This window comes from Aeromonas sp. R4-1 (genome assembly GCF_040908325.1).
In the GTDB taxonomy this organism is placed as follows: domain Bacteria; phylum Pseudomonadota; class Gammaproteobacteria; order Enterobacterales; family Aeromonadaceae; genus Aeromonas; species Aeromonas veronii.
In genome coordinates this window covers 156,618-171,012 of the sequence record NZ_JBFODM010000060.1, presented here as the reverse complement: position 1 = coordinate 171,012, position 14,395 = coordinate 156,618, and the positions used below count along the sequence as shown (strand labels likewise).

The following is a 14,395-nucleotide window of genomic DNA, read 5'->3' as shown; positions in this document are numbered from 1 at the left end:
CCTCATGAGGCTGACGGGGCGTTTCCCGTCCGCAGCTCACTGATTCAAGAATGAAACAAGGAAGAGGCGGGCCTCTTCCTTGTGGTTCAGGGTAACGCCAACCCTTCCGATGCAGCCATCGGCAGGGGCCGGAGAGTTACTCTTTCTCTTCGATATCCACGCCAGCCCGGTTCAGCAGGAACTGGGTCAGCAGGGGCACCGGACGACCGGTAGAGCCTTTATCCTTGCCACTCTTCCAGGCGGTCCCGGCGATATCCAGGTGGGCCCAGTTGTACTTCTTGGTGAAGCGTGACAGGAAGGCGGCCGCGGTGATAGTACCGGCCGGACGACCGCCGATGTTGGCCATGTCGGCGAACGGGCTGTCGATCTGCTCCTGATACTCGTCAAACAGCGGCAGACGCCAGGCGCGATCACCCGCCTGCTCGGAGGCGTTGAGCAGCTCGTGGGCCAGCGGGTTGTGGTTGGCCAGCAGACCCGAGGTGTGGTGGCCCAGCGCGATGACGCAGGCACCGGTCAGGGTCGCCACGTCGATCACGGTTTCCGGATCGAAGCGGTCCACATAGGTCAGTGCATCACACAGCACCAGACGACCTTCCGCATCGGTGTTGAGCACTTCGATGGTCTGGCCGGACATGGAGGTAAGGATGTCACCCGGGCGATAGGCGTTGCCACCCGGCATGTTCTCGCAGCCTGCCAGCACGCCGATGACGTTGATCGGCAGTTGCAGCTGGGCCAGCGCATGCATGGTACCGAGCACGGAGGCGGCGCCACCCATGTCGTACTTCATCTCGTCCATGCCGTCGGCCGGTTTGATGGAGATTCCACCGGAGTCAAAGGTCAGACCCTTGCCGACCAGCACGATGGGCTTGGCATCCGGATGACCCTTGTATTCGATGATGGCCATCATAGCTTCGTTGTCGGAGCCGCGGGCCACCGCCAGATAGGAGTTCATGCCGAGTTCGGCCATCTCCTGCTCGCCCACCACCTTGGTGGTGATGTTGTCGTAGGCATCGGCCAGACGACGGGCCTGGGAGGCCAGATAGGCCGGGTTGCAGACGTTGGGCGGCATGTTCGCCACGTCGCGGCAGACCCGCACACCCTTGGCCACGGCCAGACCGTGAGCGATGGCTTTTTCACCAATGGTCAGTTCCCGACGCGTCGGCACGTTGAATACCAGCTTGCGCAGCGGGCGACGTGGCTCGGCCTTGTTGGTCTTGAACTGATCGAAGCTGTAGAGGCCCGCCTTGGTGGTTTCTACCGCCTGGCGCACCTTCCAATAGGTATCCCGACCCTTGACGTGCAGCTCGGTGAGGAAGCAGACCGCTTCCATGGAGCCGGTTTCGTTCAGGGTGGTGATGGTCTTGTTGATGATCTGCTTGTACTGGCGTTCGTCGAGTTCCCGCTCCTTGCCGCATCCGACCAGCAGTACGCGCTCGCTGAGCACGCCCGGTACTTGATGCAGCAGCAGCATCTGGCCTGGTTTCCCTTCCAGGTCGCCACGGCGCAGCAGCGAACTGATATAGCCATCGCTGATCTTGTCCAGTTGTTCGGCAACCGGAGAGAGGCGACGAGGCTCAAATACGCCGACTACGACGCAGGCGCTCCGTTGCTTCTCTGGACTGCCACTCTTTACACTGAACTCCATGGAATCTCCTACATCCTAAAGACAAAAGGCACCTTTTATTGAATAATGCGGTGCTTGTTGGGGTATCAGAGGCGGAGCGAACAGCCACAGGCTCCGCAGTTCAAACTGGTAAAAATCCAATATACGGCCCTATTTTTCAGGCATTCGACTAAAAACACAAGTTTACTTGGGAATGACTGTGATCGTTTTCCGATATTTGTTCAGGGAAACCCTGAAAACCCAGCTGGCAGTGTTATTCGTATTGCTGCTTATCTTTGTCAGCCAACAATTTATCAAGATCATCGGTGACGCCGCCGATGGCGAGGTGCCGACACGTCTGGTCTCCACCCTGCTGCTGCTCAACTTGCCCAATATGGCGCTGTTGATGCTGCCTATCAGTCTTTTTTTAGCCATTTTGTTTGCCCATGGTCGCCTCTACGCCGAAAGCGAGATGACGGTGATGCATGCGGTCGGCTTCAGCCACCGTTTTGTGATGCGCAGCGCCATGTTGCTGGCCTTGCTGACGGCGGTGGTCGCGGCGTTCAACACCGGCTGGATCGCCCCGCAGGCCAAGGAGCGCGAGTATCAGGTGATCGACGAGTTCAAGGCGGATCCGGGTATCTCCTTCCTGCAGGCGGGCCGCTTTATGGAGCTCGACAAGGGGCGTCTGGTTGCCTATATCCAGGATTTGAACGACAACGGCTCAAAACTGCAAAAGATCTTCGTGCTGCAGCGGGCGGAGGGGAACAATCCTCCCTCGGTGGTGGTGGCGACCGAAGGGGTGGTGACGGTCGATGAGAACGGTCTGCAGTGGCTGACCCTGATGGATGGCTCCCGCTACGAGGGGAACTTCTCCGGCAAGCAGTTCCAGATCTCCGATTTTCGCGAATATGGTCTGGTGATCCGCCAGCAGGAGATGGAGCGTTCCAACCGCAAGGCGGCGGCCAAGCCGACCATGGAACTGTTCGGTACCCAGGACAACGCCATGATGGCGGAATTGCAGTGGCGTATCTCGCTGCCCCTCTCCATTCCGGTGCTCACCCTGCTGGTGGTACCGCTGGCGCGGGTCAACCCCCGTCAGGGGCGCTACGCCAAGCTGTTGCCGGCCATCATGCTCTATCTCTCCTACTTCCTGCTGCTCAGCGCCGCCCGTTCGGCCATCGACAGCGGTCGGCTGCCCTACTGGCCGGGGATGTTCCTGGTGCCGCTCGGTTACCTGCTGTTTATCGGCCTGCCCCTCAATCTGCAGGGCACCAGCTGGTGGAACGGGGTGAAAGGGCGCTATTTCAACAGAAAATCAGCATGATGCTGCAACATAGGAACTTCTGCTGATGTTTGGCATTCTCGATAGATATATCGGTAGGGTCATCTTTATGTCGATCCTGCTGTGTGAAATCACGCTGGTTGGTCTGGCGGGGCTCATCAAATATGTGGAGCAGCTCAAGTCGGTCGGTGACGGCAACTACGACATGATCAACGCCCTCTACTATGTACTGCTCTCCATGCCCAAGGAGGCGGTGCTCTTCTTCCCGCTGGCCGCGCTGCTGGGTGGCCTGATTGGTCTGGGTCAGCTGGCGACCAGCTCCGAGCTGGTGGTGATGCAGGCGGCGGGTCGCTCCAAGATCAGTATTGTAATGGCGGCGCTCAAGACGGCGATCCCGCTGATGATCATGGTGGGGCTGATGGGGGAATATGTGGCCCCCATCGCCAAGCGGATGGCCGATGACATCAAGGCGGGCGCGCTGTCCGAAGGTCGTCTGACGGTTTCCGCCTACGGGGTGTGGGCTCGCGATGGCAACAACTTCGTCAATATCAACGGGGTGCGTAACGATGGCGCCCTCACCGGCATCACCCTCTATCGCTTCACCCCCGAGCGCAAGCTGATCGACGTGGTGCAGGCGCAGGAGGGGGTGTTCGAGCGCCACCACTGGCTGCTCAAGCAGACCCAGGTTACCCGCTTCGACGATCCCGCGCAGATCCGCAGCGAGCAGCATGACAAGATGGAGTGGAGCTCGGAGCTGACGCCCAAGCAGCTGGGGGTGGTAAGTATCGACCCCGAGAACCTCTCGGTCTCCGGTCTGCTCGACTACATCGGCTATCTCGATGCCAACAAGCAGGATGCCGGTCGCTACAAGCTGGAGATGTGGCGCAAACTGCTGTCACCGCTCTCGGTGGTGGCGATGATCCTGCTGGCATCCTCCTTCATCTTCGGCCCGCTACGCTCGGTGAGCATGGGGGCACGGATGCTGATGGGGATCATGACCGGCTTCGCCGTCTATGTGAGTGATCGGGTGTTTGGCCCCATCAGTCTGGTCTATGCGGTACCGCCGATTCTGGCGGCTATCGCGCCCAGCCTGCTGTTTGGCGGTATCTCCTTCTACATCCTCAGCCGCAAGCAGTAATCCGCACGAGGTTATGAGGAAATGCAAAGAGGGCACCTGTTGGTGCCCTCTTTCGTTGCTGCATTGATCCGGGATTACTTGTTCAACAATTCCAGATTTTCCTGCTTGCTCAGCACAATCACTTCGCACTCGGCCCAGATATCCTGAAACGCCCGCGGACGCTGGCGGTTGAACAGGCACATCAGGTTGCCCAGACCAAAGGCGGCGGTAGCGAGACGGATCAGCGCCTGGGTAACGCGGATGTGGCTGCCATCCTCGTTCTGAATGCGCAGCCGCCAGGCGCGCATGCCGACGGTCTGGCCAGCGCGGGTCCAGAACCAGGTGTAGAAACCGCAGATGACGAAGGCGAGCCACAGGGTGTAGATCAGGCTCAGGTGGTGGCGGGTCAGCAACCAGACGGTATCTTCACCCGCCGGTACGCTGGCCATGCCGGTGACCAGCAACAGCTTGGCGACACCCATGCCGATGAAGCCAGCGATGATCAGCAGCGAAGTCACCACCAGCGCATCATAGATGAGGGCGCCGAGGCGACGCATCAGACCCGCTGACGGGTATGGCTGAGTGGCGGGAGAGGGGGATTTTTGTTGGACTTTTTTAGGCTTGGCCATCGTTTTTATTCCATTAAGATGATGGCGGCATTCTATGTAACTGGCCCTGCATCGGCAAGGCGTTGAATAAATGAACAAACGGGAGTGTTCAATCGAAAAACACCTTGCATGGCATCGCGCCATTCGTATAATCCCTCGCAGTTGCCCGGGTGGCGAAATCGGTAGACGCAGCGGATTCAAAATCCGCCGGTGAATAACCGTGTCGGTTCGAGTCCGACCCCGGGCACCATCAAATTCATGACAAAAGGCCATCAGCAATGATGGCCTTTTGTTTTTTAGCGTTCCTGCACATTGGAGCGTTACTGTTGAGCTGGCAGTACTTCCCGTTACCTCTTGGTATCCCTTCTCTTTTCCCGCTCTCCGTTATTTCCTTTTCTTGATGTGGCCGCCGGCATCACCGCCAGCGGCCTGTTTCTATTGCGGTTTTCTTTCCAAACCTTGCTGCATCAGAACATGATTGCTGCGTTACCCCAGCAGGGCAAACAGCAGGGTGCCGAGGCTGCCAGCGAGTGTCAGCGCGATGATGGCTCTGGGTGTGCCGTGCAGCTTGGTCCACATAAACAGGCTGGTAAGGGCCAGCAGCAGCAGGGCCAGGGCGGCGATATCGCCAAACAGCTGCCAGCCGAGGCCGGTGCCCATGCCGCGGTGCAGCCGGTTGAGGCTGGCGGCAAAGTTGGCCAGTTGCAGGTCGGTACGTACCAGCAAGGTCCCCTCGACATAGCTGGCGGCCACGCTCTGGCTGAGGGTGACGCCGCGCATTTCCCACTTGGCGGGCAGGGTGAGCGGGCCGTTCGGGGTGGGCAGGGTCTGGGCCGGGGTGATCATGGTTCGCCCGTCGGTAAAGGTATCGGGATAGCGCTGTTGCAGCAGGCTTTTCAGCTGCTCCGGGCTGGTGAGCGGTGCCTTGAGCACTATCTCTTCACTCGATTTGTCGGTGTGGGGGCCGGGGATGGGCAACACGGCACGGTGTTGCAGCCAGAGGCCGGTGATGCCGTACATCAGCATCAGGACGAGGGTAAAAAAACCGGCCCAGGCATGGAGGCGGCGTACCCATTTGTTGTTGTGAAGGGGAACTCTTCTGCGTTTCATCGTGGTTGCTTCATAAAAAACTGGCCAGCAAGGGCTGGCCAGTCGGGGTGGTTGTCACAGAGATCAGAAACGGTAGGTTCCGGTCAGACTCAGCTGACGGGGTGTGCCCGGCATGATCTGGTTGGCACTGGTGGCGCTGACGAAGTACTCGTGGTCGGTCAGGTTTTCGGCGCTCAGCTCGGCTTCCCACTGCTGCCAGCGATAACCGGCGCGCGCATCGAAGCGGGCGTAACCGGGCAGTGTGGTGGTGTTGGCGTTGTCGGCGAAGCGATCGCCCACCGCCGTTACGCCGGTTTCACCGAACCAGCCTTGCTCGCCACTCTTGTAGCCGAGATAGAACTGGCCATTCTGGCGGGAGACGTTCATCGGGCGCTTGCCCTGCAGATCCGCATCCGCCTTGACCTGCTCCGCATCCTGAATGGCGAAGCCGCCACGCAGGTAGATCTCGTCGGTCAGCTCGGCACGGGCGCTCAGCTCGACCCCCTCGGTACGCTGCAGGCCGGTGAGGATCACCTTGGTGGGATCCAGCGGATCCTTGGTGCGCTTGTTGTACATCTCCAGTCGATAGAGGGAGATCGTGGTCGCCAGCTTGCCGTTCAGCCAGTCACTCTTCACACCCCCCTCGTAGAGGCGGGTGTGCTGGGGTTCCAGCCCGTTGTTCTTGTCACCCGGGGTGATGCCGATCAGCTCGCCGCCCACTGGAGTGAAGGTCTTGCTGTAGGAGGTGTAGAAGGCGTGATCCTCGAGGGGATTCCACACCAGACCGAGGCGCGGGCTCAGGCTGTTGACCGAGACGCTCTCCTCCTTGTTGAGGTCGTAGCGGCGACTGGTGACGGTGAAGTCGTCACGGCGCAGCCCGCCAACCAGATGCCAGTCACCCAGGCTGAGCTGATCCTGCAGATAGAGGCCATTGCCGCGCACCTTGTGTTTGGCGTCGCTGGAGAGCTTCATGGCGCCATTGTAGGTAGGCAGTGAGCCCGGGTCGTAGAGATTGCCAGACGGAATGGCGGTGGCGTTCTGGTAGAGCTTGGGTGTGCGCTCCTGCCAGTTCTGCTCGAAGCCGGCCAGCAGGCGATGTTCCACCGGGCCGGTCTGGAACAGACCTTCTGCCTCGGTGTTGCTGATCAGGTTCTTCGCTTTCAGATCCTGCTGCCAGCGGGAGCGGGTCACCTGATCCCCTTTGACGCTGGTGACATAGGTGTTGTCAAACTGGCTGTCGAGGGTGGAGTAACCGAGCTGCTGGCGCAACTGCCACTGATCGTTGATATCCCAGGAGAGGCGTGAGCGGGTGGATTGTGCCACGTCATCGATGAAGTCGCGGCTGGTATCGCTGTAGACATACTCTCGCGGCACATCGGCCGGACGGCCATTGACCCCGGGAATGCCGCGATCCGGGGTGCGGTCATGTTCGTTGCGCTCGTACTGCACCAGCCAGTTGAGGTTGTCGCTGATCTCCCAGTTGGCGGAGGGGGCCAGCAGGGTGCGCTTGCTCTTCACGCCGTTGCGGAAGCTATCTTTGTCCTCTTGCGCCATGTTGAGGCGCAGTTGCACCTGCTCACTCGCCTCGCCATTGAGGTCGGCGGCCAGTCGCTGACTGTCAAAGCTGCCGACCCGGGCGGTGACGCTGGACTCCTGCCCTTTTTGCGGCTTTTTGCTGACCCGGTTGACGATGCCCCCCGTGCTACCGCGGCCGTAGAGCACGGCAGCCGGGCCCTTGAGCACTTCCACCCGCTCGATGTTGCCGAGATCCCGGGTGTACTGCATGTCGTCGCGGAATCCGTCGAGATAGAAGTCGTTGCTGGCGCTGAAGCCGCGGATATTGACCCCGTCGAAGCGGGTATCACCGCTGGCGTTGACCCCGGGAATGCCGCTCAGGGCTTCACTCAGCGTCGGTTGGCCGAAGGCGGTCAGCTCGCTGACCTTGACGCTGTCGATGGTCTGGGGCACCAGCTTGGCTGGCGTATTGGTCCGGGTAGCGGTGGCAACTTCCTGATGCTGGGAGCGTTTGCCAACCACAGTCATGGTTTCATCGGTGGCCTGGGCAGTGAAGCCGGTGCCCAGCAGTGCCAGCGAGACCAGCGTTCTGCGAAAGTGAGGGTGCTGCATATTCAATATTGACTCTTTGGATGTCGACCTGACGGCTCGAACATATTGATTTAATTATAATTAGCCTGACCCGTCAAAGCGGGATGCCAATGATATTGATTTTCATTTGTCTGGCAAGGTGAAAATGGATAGGGGCATTGGAGGAGGGTTGTGCGGTCGGGGGAGCTCGGCTGAAAAGCAGAGCCATTGCAGCAAACCGCGCGAACGGAGCAAGGGAAAAAGGGCGTAGCGGAAGAGAAAGGTGCGAAATGTGAAGCGATATCCGGCCCGATATGTCGGGCCGGATGGAGGGTTCAGTGGGTACGCAGCAGTCGGCGGGTGAGGGGCTGGGTCGCCAGCAGGCGATAGGCCAGCAGAGACGATCCCAGCAGCAGCGGCACTTTGGCAATCTCCCACAGGATGGATGCGCCCTGCGGGCCGAACACGAAGAGCCAGACCACCAGCATCATGTGCAGGCAGTAGATCCCGAGCACTTTGGGGGCCTGGCGTTCAAGCCAGCTGCCCTTGCCCCACTCGGGGTTGGCCAGCAGCAGGCCAAACAGGCCGATAGCCCAGGGAAGGGAGCCGAGCAGGAAGTCGTGGCGGGTGAGCGGCACTGCGGCAAAGTGCTGCAGCGCCCAGGCTTCACAGCCATAGAGCGTCACCCCAGCCAGCAGCAGTTGCCAGCCGGTGCGGATATCCGGCTGCCACTGACGCTGGCGCAGCAGGGCACCAAGCGCCACAAACAGCAGGGAGAAGAAGGGGCCGTTACGGGTGAGCAGTGGCCACTCGGCACCCAGCAGCGGCTTGGCATAGGAGCCCCCCAGCAGCGCCAGCAGGTAGAGGCCAAGACCCAGCCAGAGGGCGAGCGCTGGTCTGCCAAGCCGGTAGCAGAGTGCCAGCAGGGTCACCGCCATGATCAGGGCTGGCAGGAACCAGAGGTGAATCATGCCGCCCACCAGCCAGTCATTGAGGGGGTCGCCGAGCTGGAATTGCCACTGCCCGCGCAGGGAGGCCAGATAGCCTTGCTGCACGGCATCAAGCGGATTGAACGGCACCAGCAGGTAGACCAGACTCCACACCAGCCAGAGCATCAGCAAGGGGCGGCAGTAGCGCCAGGCCACGGTCAGCGGCGCCTCGCGACTCAGTCTCGGCTGCAGAAAGTAACCGGCACAGAGGAAAAACAGCGGCACGGCAAAGCGGCATAGCTGGTTGATGGTGCCGCTCAGCCAGAGCCAGGATCCACTTCCCCACAGGGCGGGATTGAACGGATTGGCGAAGGGGGAGACGTGAATAGTCATCACGGCCAGAATGGCCAGTACCCGCCCGCACTCGATACTGGAAATACGCATGGTGGCTCGTCGTTACAGGGGTTGTGATGGCACGCTAAAATTCTTGCCGAAAACTTACAACCAATTGATTCTATTAGTGTGAATCACGCTGTTGAGTAGTTACGTTTTGTAACGGGATGGCGGAAGGTGTTACCTGTAGCGGGAACTGGATCCCATTTTTTGGGCGCGCTCATGCAGATAAAAAAAGCGAGGCAGGTGCCTCGCTTGGTTGGGGATCTCGAGCTTACTGGTGAGTCAGTATGCTGCTCTGGTTGGCTGCTAGGGTGGTTCTGCCCGAGCTCTCCAGCCAGGTTTTGATCCGCTTGGCATCGGCGACCCTATCGTTGGTGGTCTCGGCATTGAGCAGCACCATGATCACCGGCTCGCGATTGACCTTGGTGCCCAGCACCAGACAGCGGCCCGCTTCGCGGATATAGCCGGTCTTGGAGAGGGTGAACTCCCATTGCCCTTCGCGGATCAGCCGGTTGGAGTTGAGGTAGTGCAGCTGACGCTTGTTGGTGCGCACATAACTCTGCTCGTCGGTGGAGTACTGGCGGATCAGCGGATAGGAGGCGGCTGCGGCGGCGAGTTTGGCGAGATCCTGCGCGGTGGAGACATTGCGCGGGTTGAGCCCTGTGCTGTCGGCGTAGCGGGTATTCCACATCCCCAGCATGCGGGCTTTGGCGTTCATCGCCTCGACAAAGGCACGCTGGCCGCCGGGATAGTGGCGGGCCAGCGCCGAGGCGGCGCGGTTTTCAGAGGACATCAGGGCGATATGGAGCATTTCGGCGCGACTGAGCCTAGAACCGATGGCCAGGCGCGAGCCGGTTCCCTTGATGCGGTCGATGTCGGCATTGGTCACGGTGAGCATTTCGTTGAGGCGCAGGTTGGCATCCAGCACCACCAGCGCCGTCATCAGCTTGGTGAGTGAGGCGATGGGCATTACCCGGTTGCCGTTGCGCTCGGAGATCACCTCGCCGGTTCTGTGGTTGGCCACCACGAAAGCGGCCGAGCTGAGGTTGGGCACATCCCGTCGCTCGAGAAAGCCGCTGCTGCTCTTGCTGCTGGCGGAAAAGGGGTTGGCATGGGCACTGTCCATAGTGGCCGGCAGCATTACTGCGCCAAGCAACAGGGGAAGGAGGGAACGCATCATCATGATCAGCTCTACCGGACGAAATACAGGGATATCTCGCTAAGTTATATGTCGTGAACTGGCGCTTCACAATCATTCTCACCTTGATATTGATAATTTACGGCGTTGAGCGCGCTCTGACGGCGAGGAGAGCGTAAAGGAGGTCTCTATGGAGTCTTTTTTTACATTGAAACTATGGACTGGCCGTGATGGCGAGCGGAAGCCGGCGCTAAAAAAATCGGGACCAAAACGGTCCCGATAGGCATGGAGCATTGCTTGCCGTTTAGTGGGTATCTTCCTGCTTGATCTTGAAGCGCATGGCGATCACCACGAACAGCAGCGGGCCAATGATGGTCCAGACGCCGGTGGAGATATCGCCGGAGATAAAGGGGGCCACCACGGTAAAGACGTTGCCGAAGGCGACTAGGATCAGGCTGATGCTGGTGGCCAGCAGTACCGAGCCGGTGCTCTTGAAGAAGATCAGGTCCTTGTCCAGCGCCGGGTTGTTGCGATAGCGATACCAGGCGTAGATGAGGAACATGTAGGGCAGGGTCATGCCGACGTTGGTCATGGTGATGATCAGCTCATAGAGGGCGGCGGCCCCTTCCGGGTTGATCAGGGTGAAGATGGACTTGGCGGCAATGAACAGACAGACCACGCAGGCTTGCACCTTGAGGGCTTCAATGCGCACGCCATTCTCGTTCTCGCGCTGGAAACGCTCCGGCCAGAAGTAGCTGGGGGTGCCGGTGATAAACTGGCGCAGCGGCGCGTAGGAGAGGGCAATAAAGGCGCCCAGATAGCTCAGGAACATGCCAAGACCGGCAAAACGCATGAAGATCTGGCCCAGCCACTCGCCACCGAGATGGCGCCCCAGCTCCAGCATGATGATGAAGAGGGCGGAGAGAGAGGTGATCCCCTCGGCCGGGAAGTCGCTCCAGCGCATGATGGAGCCGACCGCCAGAAAGCCGATGATGTAGCAGAGCACGATGAAGGCGCCGGAGAGGAAGATGCCGCGCTTGAGGTCGCGCTCGGGATCTTCCAGCTCGTCAGCCACCCCGGCCATCGCCTCGACCCCGCCGTAGGCGAAGATTGCGAACACCATAAAGCCGAGGAAGGGGATGATGTCGTTGAAAGCGGCATTGGGAGACGCCGTCAGCGATGCCTGGGTGAAGGGCTCCTGCAGAGTCATGCCGCTCACCGCGAAGGTGAAGACGCCGCCGACCAGCAGCAACACGTTGAGTGCCACCACGGAGAGACCGCCGATGGCCGCCACTTTAGCGAAGCGGGCGCTACCCAGAGTGATGAGCTTGGTGACGGTGGCAACCAGCGCAATGGCGACCACGCCCAGAATAAAGGGGCCGAAGTCGATGCCGGTGCTCAGGGTGACCGGGATGACGGTGATGTCGCGGCCAAACAGCATGAAGGAGAGGGGCACCCACATGGAGAGCGCCTTGCCAAACATCCAGATGACGTAGGAGGCGAACCACATGGTCAGACCGATAAAGGCGAATCGGGTCGAGACCGAGTGGCGCATCCAGGTAAAGATACCGCCCGCCTCTTTGCGAAAGCCGGTACCAAACTCAATCATCATCAAAATGAACGGGATGAAGAAAAACAGACCGCCGATCACGAACATCGGAATGGCGGCATATCCCATTCGGTAAAAACCGATCCCGATATTAGTGACGCCAAATACCGATGTTAATATCATCAATATAAAGGCGCCCAACTTCAGCTTTTTTGCCGACATATTAAAAACTCCCTGATGGTGCTGGATTTAAAATAATCAAAAATTAAACAGACGAAACTGGGCCCATTAATAACGCGGTAGCGCCATGCCATCCTGCTGTGGCGGGCGCGATCGGGTCATCTCTGACCGGGCTGGCTTACCCGTCAGGCGGTCAATGAATGTATGGGCGGAGCGGCATGGTCTGTGCCATGCGCGGTATTGGTCAGCGTTGCCGAAAATTAACTGTGAACGATTTTATCATTAATGCTGATGGGCAGGTAAGTTTCCCGAATGAAGCTGAGGTTGAAATAAACAGACCTGCCAGTTAATTGATACGTTGCGGATGTAAACATTTACGCCCGGGCCGAGACTTATTTCCATTATTGGTATTCGGCATATTTGGCGGAGTGAATTACGCCATCCTGCCTGATAAATACGCACCAATGGCGACAGCGCTTATCCTCCCAGCCGGGTCAGCAGCACGCCGCCAGTGATAATGGCCGCCGCCGTCAGCCGCATGCGCCCGAGCGGCTCTTTCAGCAGCCAGACCGAGAGCAGCATGGCAAACAGCACACTGCTTTCGCGCAGAGCCGCGACCACGCCAATGGGGGCTTGGGTCATGGCCCAGATAACAATCCCGTAGGCGAGCAGTGACATGGCACCTCCGGTGCGCCAACCAGTGCATATTGGCGGATCTGGCGCCATGCGTTGCGCTTTTGGTGGACGAGCAACACCAGCAGCATCGCCAGCCCGGTACAGGCAAAGAGCCAGAGGGTGTAGCGTACCGGTTCACCCCCTGCGCGGGCGCCGGCCCCATCCGAGAGGGTATAGGTCGCCGTGAACATGGCCGTGATCAGTGCCGCCCGAACCGCTTTGCTGTCAAGGAGCTGCTGCCCGCCTCGCCAGGCCATCAGCAAGACCCCCATGATCAGCACGCAGGCGCCGATGATGCCGCCGTAACCGGGGTAGTCCCCCAGCAATATGGCACTTAACACCATGGCGAGCAGTGGGGCACTGCCACGGGCCAGCGGATAGATCTGGCCAAAATCGCCCTGATTGTAGGCATGGCTGAGAAACAGGCAGTAACCGATATGGAACAGGACTGAGAGGCCGAGCCAGGGCAGCTCGGCAGCAGAGGGAAGCCCCATGGGCAGCAGCGCCACGGCGGCGATAAGCCCTGAGAAGATCGCCACCAGTGACACGCCCACCAGCCGCTCTTCGCCAATTTTGACCAGCGCATTCCAGCTGGCGTGAAGCAGGGCTGCCAGCAGAACGGCAAAAAAGACGGTGGTGCTCATGGGAAAGGACTCTCGGGCGATGTGGGTCAACAGCATACCCGCCCGGAGCCTGATTGGCCGAGATCTTTATCAAGGCATCGGCTTTGCGGGGCTCGCCTCCTGCGTGGTGGCGTTACCCAGCTGCCCCAGCACCAGTTTGGGATGGGGGGCGGTCTGCAGCGGAATATCCTGCAACTCTGTTCCCTGCTGATGGCGATGGATGATCCCGGCGGCCATCTTGCCCAGCGCCTCGTAGCTGCTGATGGTGCCAACGCTGCAGCCGTGTTCGACGAACAGCTCGGCACTGCAGATGCTAGGGATGGCAGCTTCGTTGAGCGCATTCAGCAGGCGGGGGGCGATGGAGAGCAGATAGCTGTCTGCGGCCAGAAAGACGATGTCGTTTTTGGCATCCTGTTGCAGCCGCTTCAGTTCGTTGTCCAGCCGCCGTGGGTCAGGGGCCATTCGCCAGGTGACCATCTGCCACTGATAGCGTTTCGCTTCATTGAGCAGCATATCGGCCACCAGCAGGGTGTTCTGCTCACGGGGGTTGAAGGGTAGCAGCAGCCGTTTTCCGGTGGCCAGATGCTCGCTGGCGTTGGCCAGTTGCAGTGCCATCGGCACCATGTTGCTTACCCCGGCCACCATGCTGTTCTGGGCTTTGTCTTCCGAGAGGATGTCAGCCCCGACAGGATCGGATACCACGTTGAAGATCAGTGGCTTGCGGTTTGCCACCAGACTCTTGGTCATGGTGGTGGCGGTGGTGCCAAAGGTGTAGATGTAGTCGTATTCGGCCAGTTTCGGCAGCATCTGCTGGCGCAGCATGGTTGCCAGCGCCGTACGATCCTGATCGGCGTTATAGGTGGTGATGGTGGCCTGATAGCCAAGGCGGGTCAGCTCTGCCCGAAAGCCCGCTTCGGCTGCGGTTTCACCGCGCCACAGCACCATGGCGATAGAGAGGGCGTGAGCGGGAAGAGCCAGCAGCAACAGCAGGACGAAAGGCAGCCTGACCATGATCATCTCTCCGGCGATACATCTACTGTTGAGCCTAGGCCACTTTCTCCGGTCGTGAGCGACGCTCAGCAAAAAGCGCGATGGCAAGCCATCGCGCTTTGGGGATC

10 protein-coding genes, 1 tRNA gene and 1 pseudogene are annotated in these 14,395 nt (G+C 59.7%); 3 read left to right on the top strand and 9 right to left on the bottom strand.

The window, feature by feature from the left end; genetic code table 11:
* Positions 1 to 136 precede the first annotated feature (136 nt).
* Positions 137 to 1,645, bottom strand: coding sequence for a leucyl aminopeptidase (gene pepA, locus AB5Y90_RS10385; protein WP_005336423.1), 1,509 nt, complete (start codon positions 1,643 to 1,645; stop codon positions 137 to 139).
* Between the two features lie 172 nt (positions 1,646 to 1,817).
* On the opposite strand from pepA, the gene lptF reads away from it, so the two are divergent.
* Both lptF and lptG read left to right on the top strand, forming a co-directional pair.
* Positions 1,818 to 2,930 carry an LPS export ABC transporter permease LptF gene (lptF, locus tag AB5Y90_RS10380; RefSeq protein WP_043821844.1) on the top strand — a complete coding sequence of 371 codons (1,113 nt, stop codon included), beginning with the start codon at positions 1,818 to 1,820 and terminating at the stop codon, positions 2,928 to 2,930.
* 25 nt (positions 2,931 to 2,955) lie between these two features.
* Positions 2,956 to 4,026 (top strand): LPS export ABC transporter permease LptG, encoded by a 1,071-nt coding sequence (gene lptG / locus AB5Y90_RS10375; protein ID WP_005355217.1) that lies wholly within the window; start codon positions 2,956 to 2,958, stop codon positions 4,024 to 4,026.
* 74 nt (positions 4,027 to 4,100) lie between these two features.
* Here the strand turns inward: lptG and AB5Y90_RS10370 are convergent, their stop codons facing one another.
* Positions 4,101 to 4,634: an RDD family protein gene (locus AB5Y90_RS10370; RefSeq protein WP_042053459.1), complete on the bottom strand. Its 534-nt coding sequence runs from the start codon at positions 4,632 to 4,634 to the stop codon at positions 4,101 to 4,103.
* Positions 4,635 to 4,777: 143 nt separating this feature from the next.
* On the opposite strand from AB5Y90_RS10370, the gene AB5Y90_RS10365 reads away from it, so the two are divergent.
* Positions 4,778 to 4,863 (top strand) — tRNA-Leu (locus tag AB5Y90_RS10365).
* Between the two features lie 236 nt (positions 4,864 to 5,099).
* Here the strand turns inward: AB5Y90_RS10365 and AB5Y90_RS10360 are convergent.
* From AB5Y90_RS10360 to AB5Y90_RS10330, 7 genes and pseudogenes are all read right to left on the bottom strand, one after another.
* Complete coding sequence (locus tag AB5Y90_RS10360; RefSeq protein WP_368166862.1) at positions 5,100 to 5,765, bottom strand: PepSY-associated TM helix domain-containing protein; 666 nt, start codon at positions 5,763 to 5,765, stop codon at positions 5,100 to 5,102.
* Between the two features lie 21 nt (positions 5,766 to 5,786).
* On the bottom strand, positions 5,787 to 7,829 hold the full coding sequence (locus AB5Y90_RS10355; protein ID WP_307896049.1) for a TonB-dependent siderophore receptor: 2,043 nt from the start codon (positions 7,827 to 7,829) through the stop codon (positions 5,787 to 5,789).
* A 293-nt stretch (positions 7,830 to 8,122) separates the two neighbouring features.
* Positions 8,123 to 9,160, bottom strand: a complete 1,038-nt coding sequence (locus AB5Y90_RS10350; protein ID WP_307896050.1) for an acyltransferase — start codon at positions 9,158 to 9,160, stop codon at positions 8,123 to 8,125.
* A 223-nt stretch (positions 9,161 to 9,383) separates the two neighbouring features.
* Positions 9,384 to 10,295 (bottom strand): D-alanyl-D-alanine endopeptidase, encoded by a 912-nt coding sequence (gene pbpG / locus AB5Y90_RS10345; RefSeq protein WP_101530538.1) that lies wholly within the window; start codon positions 10,293 to 10,295, stop codon positions 9,384 to 9,386.
* 259 nt (positions 10,296 to 10,554) lie between these two features.
* The gene (gene yjeM / locus AB5Y90_RS10340) at positions 10,555 to 12,021 is read right to left on the bottom strand and encodes a glutamate/gamma-aminobutyrate family transporter YjeM (RefSeq protein WP_368166850.1); all 1,467 of its coding nucleotides are present in this window, start codon (positions 12,019 to 12,021) and stop codon (positions 10,555 to 10,557) included.
* A gap of 435 nt (positions 12,022 to 12,456) precedes the next feature.
* Positions 12,457 to 13,334: pseudogene (locus tag AB5Y90_RS10335) on the bottom strand (DMT family transporter).
* Positions 13,335 to 13,367: 33 nt separating this feature from the next.
* Entirely contained in the window at positions 13,368 to 14,288 is a 921-nt protein-coding gene (locus AB5Y90_RS10330) for an ABC transporter substrate-binding protein (RefSeq protein WP_368166849.1), read from the bottom strand.
* Positions 14,289 to 14,395 lie beyond the last annotated feature (107 nt).

Bases quoted from the DNA above. Each gene is read 5' to 3' on its own strand.
- pepA (WP_005336423.1), bottom strand. From the start codon at position 1,645: ATGGAGTTCAGTGTAAAGAGTGGCAGTCCAGAGAAGCAACGGAGCGCC.
- lptF (WP_043821844.1), top strand. From the start codon at position 1,818: ATGACTGTGATCGTTTTCCGATATTTGTTCAGGGAAACCCTGAAAACC.
- lptG (WP_005355217.1), top strand. From the start codon at position 2,956: ATGTTTGGCATTCTCGATAGATATATCGGTAGGGTCATCTTTATGTCG.
- AB5Y90_RS10370 (WP_042053459.1), bottom strand. From the start codon at position 4,634: ATGGCCAAGCCTAAAAAAGTCCAACAAAAATCCCCCTCTCCCGCCACT.
- AB5Y90_RS10355 (WP_307896049.1), bottom strand. From the start codon at position 7,829: ATGCAGCACCCTCACTTTCGCAGAACGCTGGTCTCGCTGGCACTGCTG.
- AB5Y90_RS10350 (WP_307896050.1), bottom strand. From the start codon at position 9,160: ATGCGTATTTCCAGTATCGAGTGCGGGCGGGTACTGGCCATTCTGGCC.
- pbpG (WP_101530538.1), bottom strand. From the start codon at position 10,295: ATGATGATGCGTTCCCTCCTTCCCCTGTTGCTTGGCGCAGTAATGCTG.
- yjeM (WP_368166850.1), bottom strand. From the start codon at position 12,021: ATGTCGGCAAAAAAGCTGAAGTTGGGCGCCTTTATATTGATGATATTA.
- AB5Y90_RS10330 (WP_368166849.1), bottom strand. From the start codon at position 14,288: ATGGTCAGGCTGCCTTTCGTCCTGCTGTTGCTGCTGGCTCTTCCCGCT.